The organism is Vibrio sp. B4-6 (genome assembly GCF_963888245.1).
GTDB classification, from domain to species: Bacteria; Pseudomonadota; Gammaproteobacteria; order Enterobacterales; family Vibrionaceae; genus Vibrio; species Vibrio anguillarum.
The window spans coordinates 70,805-88,662 of the sequence record NZ_CAWPIM010000066.1 but is presented as its reverse complement, the minus strand read 5'-3'; the positions used below and the strand labels follow the sequence as shown (position 1 = coordinate 88,662).

Genomic DNA, 17,858 nt, shown 5'->3' with positions numbered 1-17,858 from the left:
AGTCCCAAAATGACTTGAAGTCGCAGCGGTGAGTCGTTTGAATATAACAACACACCTTAGATTTGAGATTGTGATTTCGACAGCCATTTTCGGTTAGAGTTTTGCCAGCGATTCTAACTTTTTATGCTGGCGCTTAGTTTGCTTTTTTTGAATGGCATCAATCATAGAGATTAACGCTGAGCCATCCCAATCACTTTTCTGAGGTGCGTACAAAGTTTTAAGCTGTTGGTTGATTTGTGCATCTAGTGCGGTTTTCTCTTCATCACTTAATACGACTGAATCGCGCCAGAGGGTGAAGTAATAGCTGATTTTGGCACCATCTCGGCTTTGTACCGCTTCTTTTAACTGTTGATATGGGTGGCCTTCAAGCGGTTGATGATGAGCGTTGGTTTCTTGTGTTGCTGTCTGTGGTGCGTTACGAAATGACCAAGCGACTACCATAGTCGCCATCCATAACAGTGCAAAAAATGCGGTAAAGTAGGGCCAGTATCCTGCATCTTTAACGGTGACGGTTTGTACTGTTGGTGGTGTCAGCACAGAGGTGGATGGGTTGAGTAATTCACCTGGCGAAACCTCTAGCTTTAGTCCTTTGGCTTGCGCGCTTTGCTGAGATTCGTTTTTGGTGTCCCACCAACTGACGGTGAGATCCGCTAGATCAACCTTACCGACGGTTTTTGGGATGAGTACTTGTTTTAGCGTCATTTGCACATCGCCATTATCTAAGCTTTTAAACTGAGGCTTTTCAGCATAGAGCCGAATTGAGTCTGGATATTGCACTGAGAGGTTAGGCAACTGCGTCTGCGTAAGGCCTTTCACTGTCAGAATCCATTCACGAGTCAACGATTCACCCACTTTGGTTTTAAAGCTCTCGGCGGTGATGATCTGCCCTGTGGCATCTCGCCACGTTTGGTTGAGTGTTAGTTTTGGCGTAGGTAGCCAAGTGCCTTGATAGCTATCTGGTTTCGGCAGTACGGTGAGCGAAAAGGTTTTGGCCGGAATATCGACTTGCAGCAAGCGGGTGCTGCCCGTTTGGTTGTTACCATAGATGAGGCCAGCTTTAAACGCAGGGCCGGATAACGTGAAAGTTCCTGCCTCTTGGGCCGTGACTCTAAATTTTTGGTCTACAACGGTGACTTCAACCCCATCCAATAAGCTTTGGTATTGGTTAGCTTCTCCCTCGGTCGTCAGTTCTAATCCTTGTACAGCGGGTGGCGTAATTTGTGGATTTTGCAGCCTTCTTGGGTCAGCTTTGATGATTAGGCGAGCATTGAGAAAAGTGCTTTCACTCGGGTAGAGTTTGCTACGTTCTAGATCGGCTTGTATTTCAACAAGGTCAGATTGCTTGGGCGCTTCACCATCAGCGATAACTTGAATCGCGATCGGTTGAGTAGTTGCCCCATTGACGCTAAAACTAGGAATGGTCAGTATGCCGAGTTTGTTGGCTGCCAACGATACATTCCATTCACTGCGCGTGCTGCGATCGCCATTGATGATGTTCACCGAAGTACCAAAACTTGGGCGGCCGAGAAAAAAATCGCCTTCTAACACCTTAAAGTCGATCGCATCGGTCGATACTTTTTCATCGGCAACAATTCGTAATTGGAATACTTCATTTTTCGCGACCTTATTTTTACTGACGCTGGCGTAAAGTGCAGCCGCGTTAGCGGCCGAGCTCAGTAGAGCAACAGAAACTAGGCTGATAATCGCAGCCCAAAATGAACGCTTGATCGATTTCATACTTACCACTTCTTGCTGTTATTTTGTGGAGGTTGTGCTTGGTCTTCTTGCCGTTGTCTTGCTTGTAGCAACAATTGTGCTTTGAGTAAGCCACTAGGATCTCGTGCACTTTCGACTTGTTCTAGCTTACGAAGTTGCGGGTCAACGGTTTGGCTATCGCCTTGCTGTTGCGATTGCTTTTGTGTTTGCTGCTCAGAGGCTTCTTTGTCACTGACCTCATCTTCGTTGTTCATTGATTCATTTGTTTGAGTCGCTTCAGTCGGCTGTTGAGAGGCAGGCGATTCATCCGCCGTGTTGGCCTTGGATCGCTCACTTTGCTCATCTTTACTTTGTGCCGATTGAGGCGAAGACTGAGAGCCGTCATCTTGCGGTGAGCCAGCGCTTTGTTTGTCAGATTTATCTCCGGTTTGTTCGCCATCTTGTTGTTGTGCATCGTTTTTATTCTGCGCATTATTTTTATTTTCTGAGCGATTTTGATCGGAAGGCTCACCAGACTGTTGCTGTTGCTGTTGCTGTTGCTGTTGCTGTGCTTTTTTTACGATTTCCAAATTATGCTGAGCATCTTTATGGTTTGGGTCGCGCTTTAACACCTCTTCATACAAGGTTTGGGCCTTTTCTAATTCTCCATTTTGCGCGTAGGCGTTGGCCAAGTTGTATTGCACTCGCACACTGTCTTGTGGCAGTTGAGAGAGGGTCTCCACCGCTGCCTGATATTCTCCAGCCTGATATTGAGCGATGCCTTTCCACTCTAAGTCTGTAAATTGTTCACTGGCCGCTTGATACTCCTTTGCATCAAACGCTTTTTTGGCTTGTTGATTGCTATTTAGCCAAGGTGAAGCCTGTACACTATTGCTGTGCAGTGAAGGGATGAAGAGCAGTAATAAAGAAAAAATGACGCCACGGCGAAACAAAAGCAAACACGGGATAATGAGGAGCAGCACTAACCAATAGCCATTGTTAACGCGCTCTTTCACCATTTGTTGACTCTTGGTTGTACTGTGTGGTTGTTCGTTTTGGTCTAGCTTAGCGATCATTGCGACATCGCTATTGTCTAAGCTGATTGGCGTAAATAATCCATTTATATTCTGCGCGAGCGACTGCATATTGGCAAAGTTGGTTTTGGCCACCACAGTCTGCCCTTGTGCATTTTTCAGTAAGCTGCCATCGCTGAGCGTAATGGGTGCCCCCGCTTGTGTACCAATGCCTAAGATCACCAATTTCCAACGCGTATTGGTAAGCTGTGTTTCAATCTGAGCTTGCTCTTGTGAGTCGATGTCATCGGCAAATAACACAATGTCACCTTGTGCAAGGCCAGCATTTTTCATCATGTCGATGGCTAATTGAACCGCGCGAGCCGCATCTGCGCCGGGGTAGGGCATAATATCGGGTGATAGATTGGGCACTAAGTTGCTTAGGGTTGCGGTGTCGGTGGTTAATGGGCTAACGGTATAGGCATCCCCAGCATAGGCGACAAGCCCTGTACTACCTTCTTGCCATTGTGTGAGTAAGTCGAGCGCTTTATAACGCGCTTGCGTTAAGCGGTTGGGTTTTATATCAGTAGCGTACATCGATAGTGACATGTCCATCACTAATATGCGCGCGTTACTATTGCTGTAACTGGGGCGTGTTTGAGATTCAAAACTCGGACCAGCTAGCGCCAGTACTGCGAGCAGCCAACTGATGCTGATGATCACAATGGCCGCGTTATGCTTTTTATCGCTCAAACCCATCGCCTTAGCCAGATGAGGTGCTATCAAAGCGTGTCGTTTGGCACGCAGAGTGAACCAGCCCAGCAGTAGTGCTAAGGGGAATAGTGCGGTTAACCACCAAGGTGTAAGAAAAACAAACTCAGACATGATTTCTCCTTAGTAGCGCTAAGAGTACAGAAAGCGCGAGCGCCATCGCCAGCGGATAACTAAACCATTCGCTTTGTGGACGCCAAGTTTGGCTTGCTTGGCTTATGGGTTCTAATTGATTAATGGTGTCGTATATTTTGGCCAGATCTTGGCTATTTCGTGCGCGAAAATATTGGCCACCAGTCATGGTCGCTATTTGTGTTAACGTCTTCTCATCTAAATCTTCCGCGGTATTGATTTTTCGAGTCATAAAAAACTCTTTGACCATCATTTCGCCAGCGCCAACACCGACTGTGTAAATGGTGGCATTGTATTTTTGGGCAATTTTCGCAGCTTCGATTGGGTCGAGCACGCCAGCGGTATTGCTGCCATCGCTGAGTAAAATCATCACCCGCTGTGGGGCATCACTATCGATAAACGTTTTGGTCGCAAGCCCAATCCCTTCACCAATGGCGGTTTGGGTGCCGATCAGCTTAAGGACGGCTTGGTTAAGCTGCTGGCGAATGGTGTTTTTATCCAGAGTCAGAGGCGTTTGTAGATAGGCGTGATCGGCAAATAAGACTAACCCAAGGCGATCACCTTCGCGCTTGTCAATAAAATCAGAGAGCACATTTTTAACGGCGCTCAAACGATCAATGTACTGATCGCCAAGCAGCATATCTTCTTGGCTCATGGAGTAAGAGAGGTCAACCACCAGCATCAGATCTCGGTGTTTGGGCTGAGCAATAACCGGGTCGCCAAACCACACTGGACGGGCTGCGGCGATCAATACTAAGCACCAAATAACGCTCGCAATGATTTTAGCGATGATCTGGTTTGGTGCTTGACGCTGATTATCTTTAGGAAGGTAGGGCAGGTGAATCGCTGCTCTTTCTTTTGCTGGTGGTAAGAATCGATAAACGACCAGCGGGAGTGGCAGCAGACATAGCATCCACCACCACAATAACTCTATATTTGCCAAAGCCTAGCTATCTCCGTTTTTTAGGCGGCAAAGCATCATTAACCCATTGATAGCAGTGATTAATCAGCTCTTGACTGTTTTCTGTTTTCTGCTTTTGGTATAACGCTTGCTGCCACAATGTTTCATTGGGAACAAAAAGAGGGTAAGAAATTTGTGAATCTAAAAAGGTGTACCACTCTTTGCCGGTAAGATGTGCGATTTCCATTCGAGGGTAGTAACAAAGCGCGGCTTGACGAAGTAGCTCAATCGCTGAAGAAGGAGTTAAATGCCCAAATTGGGGGTTGAGTAAACGCAGCGCCGTTTTTTTCGGGGCTAAGCGTTTACGACGCCAACGAATGGCTAACACCAGAATCAGCAGACAGAGCAGTATGCCCGCCGCGCTTGCCCACCATCCCCAAGCCAAGGGAAACCAAGAGGGTAGCTCAGGCAGTTGCATCGCGCTTAAATCTAAAAGTGTAGCTATTGATGATTCCTTCATTCTTTATATCCGGATAGTTGTTGCAACAAAGGTTTCTCACTAGAGAGTGAGGTATAAGAAATTGCCATAGTTTGACTCAATGATTTTAGTTTTTCTTTTTGAGATTCAAAGGCTTTTTTTAACCCTAAGCGCGTACTATTTTTCGAAAAGTTGAGCCAGCTCGTCTGTTGGTCATCGGTTACGCGTTCTACACCGCGAAATTGGGTCTCTCCTTGCTCTAATGGATCGTAAATGTGCACAATTTTTACACGATTATGTCTCTGCAATTGGTTGAGTATTGGTTGTAATGTGGCATTGAAATGGACGAAGTCACTGATCAAAATCACTTCACTGCCTTTAGGGCACAAACGATTCAACGCAGTTAGGCCGCGCTGCATGCTGTGTGATTTCGTTTTATCAAGCTCCAGCAGCTGTTGGTTTTGTAGTGTCACCAACTGTTGCAACAGCTGTAATGGCCCTTTTTGGCGGCTAGTCGGTTTTAACTCAACCAGTGTCGAACCAGTATCAATCACCGCGCCCACTCGGTCCTTGTTGGCAATGCTTAACCAACTGAGCAAGCTTGCCATGTGCGCCGCTTGCACTGATTTGAGCATTAACTGCGATCCAAACTGCATAGAGCGGCTCAGATCAACGTAAAGAATGACGGGTTTTTCTCGTTCTTCACTGAACAGTTTGGTATGAGGCTTTCCCGTACGCGCAGTAACGCGCCAGTCGATGGTCCGAATATCATCTCCTGCTTGGTATTGCCTGACCTCAGCAAAGTCCATTCCTCGGCCGAGTTGCTTGCTCTGATGCTGCCCCAATACTTGCGTCCATAAACTTTTAGCAGGTGGCAGCCAGCGAATAGCGTGCTGCTTGTAAGGCAACAGTTCAGCCAATGAAAGTGTGACACCCGTACTAAACGGTGGAAGTGACTCTTGCATAGTAAACCTTAGTCTTAGTGCTAAGCACTACCAACCAGTGAAAGTAAGTGAGTGATAACTTGGTTGGGATGTACGCCCTCAGCCTGTGCTTGGTAGCTCAATAATAGACGGTGGCGCAAAACCGGAAATACCATCGCTTGAACATCTTCAGGGCTGACAAAATCACGCCCACTGAGCCATGCATGAGCGCGAGCGCATCGATCAAGCGCGATGGTTGCTCGCGGGCTGACGCCCATCTCTAGCCATTGTGCCAACGTGGTATCGTAGTCTGCGGGTTTACGTGTTGCCATGATCAGGCGAATAATATATTGCTCAATAGGTTCGGCCATGTGAATGTTCAGCACTGCTTGCCGAGCACTGAAAATATCGCTTTGGCTTAATGTGGGCGGAGAGACTTTCTCAATTCCCTGTGCTTCCCCGCGGTTCAAACGTAAAATGGCGAGTTCATTTTCAGCGTCTGGATAATCAACATTTAAATGCAATAAAAAACGATCCAACTGCGCTTCGGGTAGAGGATAAGTACCCTCTTGCTCGATCGGGTTTTGGGTAGCCATCACTAAAAAAAGTTCAGGTAACGGGTAGGTTTTTCGACCTGCCGTGATCTGTTTTTCAGCCATCGCCTCGAGCATCGCAGCTTGTACTTTGGCTGGAGCGCGGTTGATTTCATCAGCCAATACTAATGAGTTAAAAATCGGGCCCGCTTGAAAGGTGAACTCACCTGTTTCAGGGCGGAAGATATCGGTACCGGTTAAATCGGCGGGGAGCAGATCAGGCGTAAATTGGATTCGATGAAAATCACCTTCTATGCAATCGGCGAGTGATTTTACGGCACGGGTTTTTGCAAGGCCAGGAGGCCCCTCGACCAAAATGTGCCCATCAGCAAGAAGTGCAACTAATAACTGTTTAACCAAACCTGTCTGGCCTATGACTTGCTGATTTAAATAGTGTTGTAGCGATTGAAATGCGTGCGATGGCATTGAATTGGTCTCCTGCTGTTTTGCTGAATTAGTAATTTATTGATTCGAAAAGTTCCATGAAAAGTGTGATGCATCAACTGATTGGCGAATTATTATCCATTTGGCGAAACGAAAGAATGTTTGGTCACCATACTTGACTATGCTTAGGAACAACCATTGTTGGCCGTGATCACATTCTACGTGAAGATAAATCGATTCTATCGATAAATTTCTCAAGAGAGAGGGTTTGTTGCCGATACAAAAAAGTTATTCATGACAAGACAATAATAAAGAGCGCAAATAATGTTCAAACTTAATTCGATGAGTATTAAGCAAAAGGTTGTATTAGGAATTACGTTCGCGGTACTCGCTTCGACGGTTATCGTTGGTGTAATGGCGCAGCGTCAAGCTCGAGAGGTACTGGAGCACCGATTAATTGATATCGAACTTCCCTCGTTACTTGATCAAATCAGTAGCCAGATAGATCGAGAAGTATCGCAATTGCTCTTTTCTGCTGAGCAACTAGCCAATAATGAATTCATCAAGCAAGCCGTTCAGACGACCGATATTAATGCTGACGCTGAGGCGATGTTGGTTAAGCAGCTCAATAATGTACGCGATCAATATTCGTTAAATGATGCTTCTGTGGCTAACCGAAAAACGGCGTATTACTGGAACCAAAATGGTTTTCTGCGTCAGCTTAATCAACAGCAAGATGGCTGGTTTTTTGGTTTTACGCAATCGGGACAAAAGACCATGGTCAGTATGTTCCAAGAGGCAAGTGGCGAAGTAAAAATGTTTGCCAACTACCAAAATGTCAGTGGCGATACGATGTCTGGTTTGTCGAAATCAATGGATGACATGGTGAACCTGCTCAATGGATTTAAAATCGAGGACACAGGTTTTGTCTTTTTGACCAACTCGAAAGGGGAAGTGCAAATCCATCGCCAAAAAGAGAAAGCTAAAGCCTCATTAACACAATTGTACGGCTCAAACGCAAACCAACTATTGAATAAAAGCCGCTTCAACCTGATTTCGACAACCTATCAAAACCAAGATGTTTTTGTCGCTAGTGTCTACGTGAAATCGATGGACTGGTTTGTGATTGGTTCAGTACCTGTGTCGGAAGTCTTCGCCGAATTAAATGCCGTTGCGCAAAAAATGTTGTTCACAACCTTAGCTGTGGCGGGTTTATTTATTTTGATGGGTCTTTTTCTCGCTAATAGTATTGCCAACCCAATTAAACAGATTGCACAACGCTTTACCGATTTAGGTAAAGGCGATGGTGATTTATCGCAACGGATTGAGGTATTGGGCCGCGATGAAATCGCTCAATTATCAGCGGGCTTCAACGGTTTTATTGAGAAGATTCATCAATCGATGAAAGAAGTTGCTTCTACCAGTCATGCATTGCAGTCGGCGGCGGGTCGGGTGTCGGAAAAATCGACGCGAACTCATGACAATAGCCAAGAACAGCGTGACCAAACTATACAAGTGGTGGCGGCGATCAATCAAATGGGGGCGACTATCAGTGAAATTGCTTCTAACGCGGCGACGGCAGCTGAAACAGCAAATCACGCGGCTGATAACACTGAAGTAGGACGTGAAGTGGTAAGCAAAGCCAAAGATGCCATCAGTCGTTTAGCCGCGGATATCGAAAATACGGGTAAAGTGGTGGAGCAGCTAGCATCGACCACTCAAGATATTGGCTCTATTTTAGGTGTTATCCGTGGTATTTCTGAACAAACCAACTTGCTGGCATTAAACGCTGCAATTGAAGCGGCGAGAGCTGGAGAGCAAGGCCGAGGTTTTGCTGTTGTGGCAGACGAAGTACGCAATTTGGCCAGCCGCACGGCCTCTTCAACGGAAGAAATTCAAAAGATGATCAATCAATTACAAAACGATGTAAAAGATGCGGTCTCGGCGATGTCTTCTGGTAAGGCTGTTACACAGGAAGGGGTTGACGCTTCCGATGAAGCGGTGAACGTTTTAGTGAATATTTCAGAGCGGATCCACGATATTTCCGATCGCAACACTCAGGTTGCCACGGCGACTGAAGAGCAATCAACGGTGGTGCACACAATCAATCAAAATATTGAAGAGATCAACGCCATCAATGAAGTGACCACCAGCACCGCAGAAGAGTTGGCAGAAGCGAGCCAAGAGCTGCGTGATCTGTCTGGCCGTTTAGATAAAATGGTGGGTAGCTTTAAGCTCTAGAATCATGAGGGGGAAATCGGTACACTTCCCCCATTACGTTTATGTTTAGGTAAGTAAAATGAGTGATTTCGAAAAAGAGTTAGCACAATTGTCGCAACAGGTGGCGGGTGAACCTGAAGTGAAACTGCCTTCGTTGGAAGAACAAAAAGCGATTGTGGCTGAGCTTAAGCAGCTAGAAGCGGAAGGCAAGCTGACGCCAGAAGTGCTGGAAAAGCATTTTGGACAGTTCTTTACAGAAACGGATACTCCCGTCCATTAATTCAAACCCACTTTATTTAATTTAGAGCACACAAGTTTATTTAGAGTACACAATAGTATTTAGGGCACACAGTAGTGGTGCCCTTTTTTATCAGAAAACGTTATTGAGTCATAGGAAGCTGTTGCGCGATATCTTCGAGTGCCTGTTGAAGGATCTCTGTCGTTTGCGCGCCTGAGATAAGATGGCGTTGCTCAATGATCAAGGCTGGCACAGCTTGAATTCCTGCCTCTAACCACTGTTGCTCTGTGACAGAAACGGTTTTCGCCCACGACTCATCAGTTAAAACTGCGCGGCAGATTTCTCTGTCTAAACCAAGGCTCTGTACTAGGTCGAGCAAGACATCATCGTCATCTAAGGCTTGCCCGAAAGTGAAATAAGCACGAAATAGTGCCATTTCCAGCTCTAATTGTTTTCCTTGGCTATTCGCCCACATTAATAATTGATGCGCTTTACGGGTATTATAAATACGCATGTCGTCACTGAAATTGAATTGAAAGCCGACTTCTTGCCCTAAGGCGCTGAGGGTTTGGCGTGCTTGTAAACTTGCTTCTATCGACGTGCCATATTTTTTGGCTAAATGTTGCTGTAGGTGTTCACCACCTATAGGCATAGCAGGGTTGAGTTCAAAAGGGTGCCAATGGATGTCTGCATCGATCGTATCGCTGAGAGCCAGCAGCGCTTGCTCTAACCGCTTATAGCCAATGATGCACCAAGGGCAGACAACATCTGACACGATATCAATGCGTAGTTTTTTCATTTTCTTCCCTACCGCGATTGGCAATTCACTGACCTTAATTATAGCGAGATTATCAGCATAAACTGTGACTTGTTGTGTAGCCCTTTGGAAAGCTAGGCGCTTTTTTATCGCTCTACGCCTTTTCTCTCATACAAACAATATTGCAATAAGGCTGATGGAATTGCTGAAACGCTCTCTATACTCTAAAAACGTTAAATGCAGAGAATTAAACTGCGCTTTGAGAAACAAGTGACGTATTGTGAGGTTTCGCCTCTTTCAACTTGTGAGTTAACCATGATGAACAGGGACATTGACGTATGACAAATGTTCAACCAACCGATGTGATTTTGCATGCTTTTGATTGGCCGTATCGTTTAGTCGCTGAGCGTGCAGAGCAAATTTTTCAACTGGGTTATAAAACGGTGTTGATTTCACCGCCGATGAAATCGTTCAAAACCGCTCAAGGTACAAAATGGTGGCAACGTTACCAGCCGCAAGATTATCGCATCATTGATAATCAACTGGGCAATACCCATGATTTTAAACAGATGGTTGAAACCTTAACCGCATTAGGCTTGCGAATTTATGCCGATGTAGTGTTCAACCATATGGCCAACGAATCCAAATTGCGTTTGGATTTACAATACCCGAGCGCACAAGACTTAGCTTCCTACCAGAATAAAAGCGATGAGTACCAAGCGCTGCGCCTCTTTGGTGATCTGACCCAGCCACTCTTTGATAAAGATGACTTTGTGGAAGCGTTTGGCATAAAAGATTGGAAGGATCGTTGGCAAGTGCAAAATGGCCGCATTACTGGAGGGGCGCATGATCCGGGTCTACCCACGTTGCGTGATAATGAACATGTGGTTGTACAACAACAGGCTTATTTAAGAGCGTTGAAAGCGTTAGGAGTCAAAGGATTTCGAATTGATGCTGCTAAGCATATGTCTATTGAGCATTTGAAGAAAGTATGGGCCGATGACATTACGCAAGGCATGCATATTTTTGGCGAGATCATTACTGATGGCGGTGCAACCAAAGAAGAGTACCAACTTTTTCTCGAGCCTTATCTGCAAGAAACCAAGTTGGGTGCTTATGATTTTCCACTATTTCAAACGGTATACGATGCGTTACAAACAAAAGGTAGCCTGAAATGGCTGATTGACCCTTATTGTTTTGGTCAGGCGCTTTCCAACAACCGAGCGATTACGTTCACCATTACGCATGATATCCCCAACAACGCTGTGTTTGCCGACCTCGTCATGGATGAAGCCTTAGAAAATATCGCCTACAGCTACATTCTTGGTCGCGATGGGGGAGTGCCATTAATTTACACCGATTTAAACACCAGTGGCATTTTGAACCATGCTGGTCTTCCGCGCTGGCAAGAGGCATGGTGTTCGCCACAAATGGCGGCGTGTATTGCTTTTCATAATAAAATGCATGCGTTGCCAATGAAAACGCTAGAAGCGAGTGATGACTTGTTAGTGTTCAGCCGCGGTAAGGAAGGGATAGTGGTTTTGAACAAATCTCAACGCAGTCAGCGCGTTGAAATTGATTGGACAAATCCAATGCTAGAATTGTTTACGAAGCAGCGGTATCAACCCAATAACCAAAAGATTGTCATGGATATCGCCGCTCGCTCTAGCGCCATGCTTTGTCGGCTATCAAATGTCTGATGGTGAATAAAACGGTGACTCGTTAGAAAAGTAAAGGCGCGTAATCAGCGCCTTTACTGAGTCTACCCAGTTGCTGCGGTAGAGGATTAAACGATAAATTTATTCAATATAGCATCTTGCTCTCTGATATTTTCGGTTTGAGCTTGCATGGCGATGTTGGCATTGTCAGCTGCGTCTGCAACTTGAACGGAAAGATCTTTGATCTTAACCGTGTTGTTGTTGATCTCTTCTGCTACCAAGCTTTGTTCTTCGGCTGCCGAAGCTATTTGGATATTCATATCACTAATTTGCTGAATAGCATCGCGGATTTTTAGCAGAGCATTATTTGCTTCTTCGGCACGATTGACCGCCTCAGCTGCCGTTGTTTTACTCTGATTCATCGCATTGGCAACAGAAGTAGCGCTCGACTGCAACTTCTCAATCATATTACGGATCTCCGTCGTGGATTGCTGCGTTCTTTGCGCCAGCGTACGCACTTCGTCTGCAACGACCGCAAAGCCTCGGCCTGACTCTCCAGCCCGAGCCGCCTCTATCGCTGCGTTTAGTGCCAGCAAGTTGGTTTGGTCGGCAATGTCGTTGATCACTTTCAAAATGGTTTCGATGTTTGCCGTTGCATTTTCTAGTGCACTTACCTCTGTTACTGCTTCATCAATACGCGTCGAAAGATTATCAATCGCTTGAGTGGTTTGGGTCACAACATTGGTACCAAATTCTGTCGCATCATCAGCATCTTTTGCCGCCGACGCCGCGCCTTGCGCGTTGTTGGCGACATCGCCAGAAGTGGTGGCCATCTCATGCATGGCTGTGGCTAATTGCTCAAGTTCATGCAGTTGATCACGCATCGCTTCGGCCGATTCTTGCAACCCCATCGAGGTCATTTCCGAACCGCGTAAAATTTCTGAACCGATGGCTTTAGACTGGGTAATTTGTTGTTGTAAGGCTTCAGTAAAGGTATTGAAACCGACCGCTAATACCGAGAATTCTTTATCCGTGTCGGTGGCTAAGCGTTGGGTTAAGTCACCACTACCAGAGGCAACGTTCTGTATTGCATTATTGAGTGCATCAAGCGGTTTCATCAACAGACGGATAAGCACAAGCAGTATCGCAATACTGAAGACTAAAGCGATTAACGTATAGATGATCGAACTGTTGCGCAGTGTTGCTAAAGACGCATAGGCGATCTCTTCATCCAAAACGACACCGACATACCAATTCTCTCCGGGTACTTTTGAAAAATCGAGTGTGTAGTGTTTGCCATCAATCAGCACTTGTTTAGGCTCTTCGGCGATAACCGCATTGCCTAAGTATTCTTTCATTGGCTTGCCGTTCATCTCTGCTCGGGGGTGGGCTATGGTTGTGCCGTCGGATGAAACAATAAACACATAGCCTGCATCAAATAATTTTACGGTGTTGACCAATTCTGCTAACCCAGCAAGGCTAACATCGTAGAAGATGGCGCCGATAAATTTGCCGTTATCTTTAACTGGGGTAGCAATAGACACCAATATTTCATTAGTGGCAGAGTCGGCGTAAGGTGCAGTAATAATCAGTTTGTCGGCATTTTTTGCATCAATATACCAAGGGCGCACGCGTGGATTCCATGATGCGCCTGGGTTCCAAGTAGGATCATTACTTATGTAAGAGCCATCGCTCTCAAAACCGACCCCAGCCAGTAAAAAAGTTTGTTTGACAATCGGCCTTGTGATGACCTTAGACATACTTTCTCGGTTAATGTCGACTTCCAACATGCTGGTGGCGTAAGCGGCAATGGCCTTGCGGCTATTGATCTCTGCACCAGCTGTATTGCTAACCCCATCCACTATTTCAGTTACACTCGCTTCAACTTGTGACTTCACTTCTTTTTGGACGGTGAAGTATTGTTGTATCGTCAGCAGAGTAACGGTGACCAACAGCAGCAAAGATGACGCCGCGACGATCTTATGGCTGAATTTCATGGCAATCCCTTCCATCAATAAATATTAATATTATTAATAAATGTATAGTTAGGGATTAATCATTCAGCCAGTAAACAATCCATTTTTAAGCGAAAAATTACAAATTTCGCCCGAGAACTAAAAGCGCAAGTTGTTGGCACTCTTGTTCATTTCCTTGGAAAAGCTCATCGACGATTTGGTTCAGCTTGATGCCAGACAGTTTGCGCTTTTGTGCCTCACGAACACGTAGTGCTATTTGACATTCAATTGGTAGCTCACTTACTTGATGTGGTTGCCACGCTGATAGCTTTTCGCTGAAGTTGTTTAACGATAATTTGGGTTTAAAATGCGTGGCTTCACTTTTTAGTACATGAAGAAGGTGCGAATAGATTTCATCGTTAGGTTGACATTGACTCAGGTGATCACAAGCGGCTTGGCTCAGTTCAGATAAGGTGACGTAACCCGCTTGATGGGAAAAATCGGCGGTTAAACGTACTGAAAAATCGACACGCTGCCACTGCGTATTAGGAAAAATAGTCAGCGAGCATAAACAGTCAAAAGGGATCCAAAAACTCTGCTTTGCTTCAACTGAATATTCATGTTTGCCAAGTTTACACAGTACTAATCCGCTCATTACTCGAATCAAACTGTGTTTGATGACTTTCTTGCGAGGGGTGACAACTAAGTTAGCAGACAGTAAGGCTTCAAATTGAATCGCGTAGTTCATGGTACTTCTCACTGATTTTGGGGCGCTAAGAGTACCTTGTCTCACAGAAAATGCCAAATATGCGAACTAAAATCACCTTATTCTGGTCTGACCTTAGTGAATCTGTTACGACTGTAGCTGCGAGCTACGTCAACTATGCGTAGAATGAGCCAGCTTTTTATTTGATGTATGAATATATGACCACCACAACTGATCCTTATGTAGATATCCGTCCTTACAACGACGATGAGATTCCAGCGGCTATTGACCGTTTAATCAATGATGAAGAATTTATCTCAGCTATTTTGCAACATCGTTTTGACAAACGATCTGCTTGGCTAAAATCGATACTGAGCCCTTTTGTAAAAGCATACTTAAAGTTTAAATGGGCCAAACTCACGTCCGTGGAAGCAATCCAACTTGAAGTGAAGAAATACCTCACAAAAACACTAGAATCAACGACACAAGGTGTCACCTTCAGTGGTCTCGATAAATTGGATAAACAGACGGCTTATTTATTTATTTCGAACCACCGTGATATCGCGATGGACCCAGCATTGGTCAATTATGGTCTGTATATGTCTGGGCATAAAACTGTGCGTATTGCGATTGGTGATAACTTATTGAAAAAGCCTTGTGCTACAGAGCTGATGCGTCTTAATAAGAGCTTTATTGTGAAACGCTCGGCTAAAGGCCCGCGCGAGATGATGAAAGCGCTCAGTACCTTATCTGCTTACATTAAACACTCACTTGAAACTGGAAATTCTATCTGGATAGCGCAAAAAGAGGGACGAGCAAAAGATGGTAACGATTTTACCGATCCGGCCATTTTGAAAATGTTCCATGTGGAAGGGCGCAAGCAGAAAATAGAGTTTGCTCAGTATATTCAATCGCTCAAAATTGTCCCGGTCGCGATTTCATATGAAAATGATCCGTGCGATATGGCCAAAGCGTGTGAGTTGTATGAAAAAGCGACGCATGGGCGTTATGAAAAAGGGGAATTTGAAGATATTGAAAGCATTGTCCAAGGTATTGTCGGTGAAAAAGGCCGAGTGCATGTTGGCTTTGGTGAAGTGATTACTCAAGCATTTGAAACGCCAGAAGCATTGGCGCAAGAGATCGATCGCCAAATTCACGCAAACTACAAATTATTCCCGATCAATAAGTTAGCGGCTGGGATAGAAAGTAGTGATATCACGCCAGATATCCGCGCTCACTTAGAAAGCAAGCTGACCCAAATCCCTGAAGGGGCACAGCGCTATTTACTCGATAGTTACGCCAACCCAGTAAAGAATCAGCAATAATCATTAAACGATGAAGAGAGGGGCCCACGGCTTCTTCTCTTCTCTTTTTCTAGCCTATCTTGCGACCGCGCCGCCAAGGGTCAGTTTGCTTGGCCATTTACTGATGACATTACCTCCCAAATAAATATTGCCATTGACGGTCATCGTGTCAGGAAATTCGGTGATTTTGGAACCGCCAATAAACAAACTCCCTTCCACAACCAAACCTTCGGGCAATTGGGTTAATGGCGTTCGAATTACGCTCAAATCCCCCTTGACTAAGAGATTCGCAGGCAGCGTTTCAAGCGGTGTGTCCGTGAAATTCAGGTAACCACCGACCTTGATTCTCATTGGCCACGATTTGATTTTACTACCCAGTAAGTTCGCATAACCACGAATAGTGGTGCCTTTGGGAATATTCTCTAGCAAGCTATTAGATGCTTCTAAACTACCCTGCACATTCAAGCCCTTAGGCAGGGATTTTATCGATGTCTTAGCAATATTTAGGTTGCCTTTGAGCGTGAGATTTTCGGGTAGTGTTGTGTAGGGTTTATTACGCAAATAGAGATTGCCATAATTATCAAGGTGGTTAAGGATTTGATATTGATCGAGCGGCTGTGACCATGCACAAGAGGCATAGAGAAGGTTGCATAATGTTAGTAAAAGCGAAAACTTATTCATAAAGCCTGCAGATGAAGACACGATACCTAAAGTATCGGCAGATTACGGTTAAGCTTCAATAATGCATTGCCTAGGATGAGAAAGCAAAGTGCTTGGGCGATAAAAAAGCGAGCCATGATTAGGCCCGCTAAGAGCAATTAGATTAACGAGCCAAAGAGCGCGACTTCAGTTCAAAAATAAGCTTTTCAGCACTGACTTCAAATTTGAAACGTGCATGCAATTCAGTAGAGTTATCGTCTAACGGTGAAACTTCAAACTCAACATTATCTGAAACCTGTTTGGCAAGAGCGAGGTACTTCTCAAATTCAGCTTCTAGCTGAGCTTTGTTGGGTGCCATGACCATCACTTCTGCAACTTCATCACCTTCTTTGATAATAAAGCCAATTTCGCCAGCGCAGCCACATGCTTCGCAGACTTGGATATCAACGTCTTTTTCGATACTCATTGTGAATCCTCTTAGTAAATGTATGGACATTCTAACGGGCAAATCGTTTATCAGCCACAAAAAGCCAATCAGGTTTGGGGCAAATCGCGTCTTATTTTGGTTGTTCGAAAGTTTTTAACCATCGTTATGAATTAATGAGTGTGATATTGCTCAAATAATCACTAGTTTTTGTGTCATAAATTTGTCAGAACAGTGTTCAGTTCGTTGCGAATTGTTGATGATTGTACGATTATTCGGTTGAAACAATTATTAATATTATAAATTGCGCTTCATCCATTAGTGGTGATGACTAACAAACTGGAAATTTAGGTTTTATTAGTGATAGCTAAAGGAGTGACAGTAACAAGCCAGTAGATAACGCTTTTAACAAGATAATTCTGGTTTGAATTTACTGTTTTAAGGGATGGTTTTTTAGACAGAAAATGCCATACCACGAGGGGTGATTCGCGAAACGGCACTATAATCGCAATTGAGTTAGATGGATTAATAAAAAAGAGAAGAGTCTGGACCATGCCAAAGCGTAGTAAAGAAGATACTGAAATCACCATTCAGAGAATAATGGATGCTGTTGTCGATCAGCTATTGAGACTAGGTTACGACAAAATGTCGTATACCACGTTGAGTCAGCAAACAGGGGTTTCACGAACGGGGATTAGCCACCATTTTCCAAAGAAAACCGATTTTACGGCCGCTTTAGATGGGCGGATTTTTAAGCTGTTTGTTGAGCATTTAGATTTTGAAAATGACCTTTCAAGCTTTTCAAATAGCTGGATAAATGCGCTGGAAAATGCACAATTTTTGGCTATTTTGCGTTTATTATTTCATCATGTTGTGACGACTGAAAATGCGGATGAATTTGCAGCAAACGGTGTCGATCGGTTATACAAAACGGTGGCTGTACAGTTTGGCAAAGAGAGCGCAAGGGAGCTTGAGTGGCTGATTGGTAAATCACTGATTAAAATGAGTCAATAATTTGGCACTTTGTGCAAGCTTGTATTGTCGAC

At 44.8% G+C, this 17,858-nt stretch carries 16 protein-coding genes; 5 read left to right on the top strand and 11 right to left on the bottom strand.

Translation table 11 applies throughout. The features are described 5' to 3' along the window. Positions 1-93 precede the first annotated feature (93 nt). The 6 genes from AACV20_RS14620 to AACV20_RS14595 are packed head-to-tail and all read right to left on the bottom strand — an operon-like array spanning position 94 to position 6,932. Entirely contained in the window at positions 94-1,746 is a 1,653-nt protein-coding gene (locus AACV20_RS14620; RefSeq protein WP_170907537.1) for a BatD family protein, read from the bottom strand. After that, positions 1,740-3,593 carry a vWA domain-containing protein gene (locus AACV20_RS14615; RefSeq protein ID WP_170907536.1) on the bottom strand — a complete coding sequence of 618 codons (1,854 nt, stop codon included), beginning with the start codon at positions 3,591-3,593 and terminating at the stop codon, positions 1,740-1,742. Before AACV20_RS14615 ends, AACV20_RS14620 begins: the two co-directional genes overlap by 7 nt. Beyond that, positions 3,586-4,554: a vWA domain-containing protein gene (locus AACV20_RS14610; protein WP_170907535.1), complete on the bottom strand. Its 969-nt coding sequence runs from the start codon at positions 4,552-4,554 to the stop codon at positions 3,586-3,588. The genes AACV20_RS14615 and AACV20_RS14610 overlap by 8 nt, the downstream gene beginning before the upstream one ends. Positions 4,555-4,561: 7 nt before the next feature. After that, positions 4,562-5,032: a DUF4381 domain-containing protein gene (locus AACV20_RS14605; protein WP_013867999.1), complete on the bottom strand. Its 471-nt coding sequence runs from the start codon at positions 5,030-5,032 to the stop codon at positions 4,562-4,564. Then, the gene (locus AACV20_RS14600; protein ID WP_013867998.1) at positions 5,029-5,955 is read right to left on the bottom strand and encodes a DUF58 domain-containing protein; all 927 of its coding nucleotides are present in this window, start codon (positions 5,953-5,955) and stop codon (positions 5,029-5,031) included. Before AACV20_RS14600 ends, AACV20_RS14605 begins: the two co-directional genes overlap by 4 nt. Before the next feature lie 20 nt (positions 5,956-5,975). Continuing rightward, entirely contained in the window at positions 5,976-6,932 is a 957-nt protein-coding gene (locus AACV20_RS14595) for an AAA family ATPase (protein ID WP_017044390.1), read from the bottom strand. 282 nt (positions 6,933-7,214) lie between these two features. Between AACV20_RS14595 and AACV20_RS14590 the strand changes: the two genes are divergently transcribed. Further along, positions 7,215-9,131 (top strand): methyl-accepting chemotaxis protein, encoded by a 1,917-nt coding sequence (locus tag AACV20_RS14590; protein ID WP_088733465.1) that lies wholly within the window; start codon positions 7,215-7,217, stop codon positions 9,129-9,131. A 58-nt stretch (positions 9,132-9,189) separates the two neighbouring features. After that, positions 9,190-9,390, top strand: coding sequence for a restriction endonuclease subunit S (locus AACV20_RS14585; protein WP_013867995.1), 201 nt, complete (start codon positions 9,190-9,192; stop codon positions 9,388-9,390). Positions 9,391-9,490: 100 nt separating this feature from the next. On the opposite strand, the gene AACV20_RS14580 is transcribed toward AACV20_RS14585, so the two are convergent. Next, positions 9,491-10,171 (bottom strand): DsbA family oxidoreductase, encoded by a 681-nt coding sequence (locus tag AACV20_RS14580; protein ID WP_013867994.1) that lies wholly within the window; start codon positions 10,169-10,171, stop codon positions 9,491-9,493. 272 nt (positions 10,172-10,443) lie between these two features. Between AACV20_RS14580 and AACV20_RS14575 the strand changes: the two genes are divergently transcribed. Beyond that, entirely contained in the window at positions 10,444-11,805 is a 1,362-nt protein-coding gene (locus tag AACV20_RS14575) for an alpha-amylase family protein (RefSeq protein ID WP_170907534.1), read from the top strand. Positions 11,806-11,891: 86 nt separating this feature from the next. Here AACV20_RS14575 and AACV20_RS14570 read toward each other — a convergent pair whose 3' ends face one another. Further along, a complete protein-coding gene (locus AACV20_RS14570) occupies positions 11,892-13,760 on the bottom strand; it encodes a methyl-accepting chemotaxis protein (protein WP_026028218.1) in 1,869 nt (622 codons plus the stop codon). A gap of 97 nt (positions 13,761-13,857) precedes the next feature. Beyond that, positions 13,858-14,466: a hypothetical protein gene (locus AACV20_RS14565; protein WP_017043337.1), complete on the bottom strand. Its 609-nt coding sequence runs from the start codon at positions 14,464-14,466 to the stop codon at positions 13,858-13,860. Positions 14,467-14,642: 176 nt separating this feature from the next. Here AACV20_RS14565 and AACV20_RS14560 point away from each other — a divergent pair, with 176 nt between their 5' ends. Then, positions 14,643-15,749, top strand: coding sequence for a 1-acyl-sn-glycerol-3-phosphate acyltransferase (locus AACV20_RS14560; protein ID WP_026028217.1), 1,107 nt, complete (start codon positions 14,643-14,645; stop codon positions 15,747-15,749). A 54-nt stretch (positions 15,750-15,803) separates the two neighbouring features. Here AACV20_RS14560 and AACV20_RS14555 read toward each other — a convergent pair whose 3' ends face one another. Continuing rightward, entirely contained in the window at positions 15,804-16,430 is a 627-nt protein-coding gene (locus AACV20_RS14555) for a hypothetical protein (RefSeq protein WP_013867989.1), read from the bottom strand. A gap of 121 nt (positions 16,431-16,551) precedes the next feature. Then, a complete protein-coding gene (locus tag AACV20_RS14550) occupies positions 16,552-16,854 on the bottom strand; it encodes a YfcZ/YiiS family protein (RefSeq protein WP_010318562.1) in 303 nt (100 codons plus the stop codon). A 510-nt stretch (positions 16,855-17,364) separates the two neighbouring features. Between AACV20_RS14550 and AACV20_RS14545 the strand changes: the two genes are divergently transcribed. Beyond that, entirely contained in the window at positions 17,365-17,826 is a 462-nt protein-coding gene (locus AACV20_RS14545; RefSeq protein ID WP_013867986.1) for a TetR/AcrR family transcriptional regulator, read from the top strand. Positions 17,827-17,858 lie beyond the last annotated feature (32 nt).

Coding starts and splice junctions, on each gene's coding strand:
- AACV20_RS14615 (WP_170907536.1), bottom strand. CDS start 3,593: ATGTCTGAGTTTGTTTTTCTTACACCTTGGTGGTTAACCGCACTATTC.
- AACV20_RS14605 (WP_013867999.1), bottom strand. CDS start 5,032: ATGAAGGAATCATCAATAGCTACACTTTTAGATTTAAGCGCGATGCAA.
- AACV20_RS14600 (WP_013867998.1), bottom strand. CDS start 5,955: ATGCAAGAGTCACTTCCACCGTTTAGTACGGGTGTCACACTTTCATTG.
- AACV20_RS14595 (WP_017044390.1), bottom strand. CDS start 6,932: ATGCCATCGCACGCATTTCAATCGCTACAACACTATTTAAATCAGCAA.
- AACV20_RS14590 (WP_088733465.1), top strand. CDS start 7,215: ATGTTCAAACTTAATTCGATGAGTATTAAGCAAAAGGTTGTATTAGGA.
- AACV20_RS14585 (WP_013867995.1), top strand. CDS start 9,190: ATGAGTGATTTCGAAAAAGAGTTAGCACAATTGTCGCAACAGGTGGCG.
- AACV20_RS14575 (WP_170907534.1), top strand. CDS start 10,444: ATGACAAATGTTCAACCAACCGATGTGATTTTGCATGCTTTTGATTGG.
- AACV20_RS14570 (WP_026028218.1), bottom strand. CDS start 13,760: ATGAAATTCAGCCATAAGATCGTCGCGGCGTCATCTTTGCTGCTGTTG.
- AACV20_RS14565 (WP_017043337.1), bottom strand. CDS start 14,466: ATGAACTACGCGATTCAATTTGAAGCCTTACTGTCTGCTAACTTAGTT.
- AACV20_RS14560 (WP_026028217.1), top strand. CDS start 14,643: ATGACCACCACAACTGATCCTTATGTAGATATCCGTCCTTACAACGAC.
- AACV20_RS14550 (WP_010318562.1), bottom strand. CDS start 16,854: ATGAGTATCGAAAAAGACGTTGATATCCAAGTCTGCGAAGCATGTGGC.
- AACV20_RS14545 (WP_013867986.1), top strand. CDS start 17,365: ATGCCAAAGCGTAGTAAAGAAGATACTGAAATCACCATTCAGAGAATA.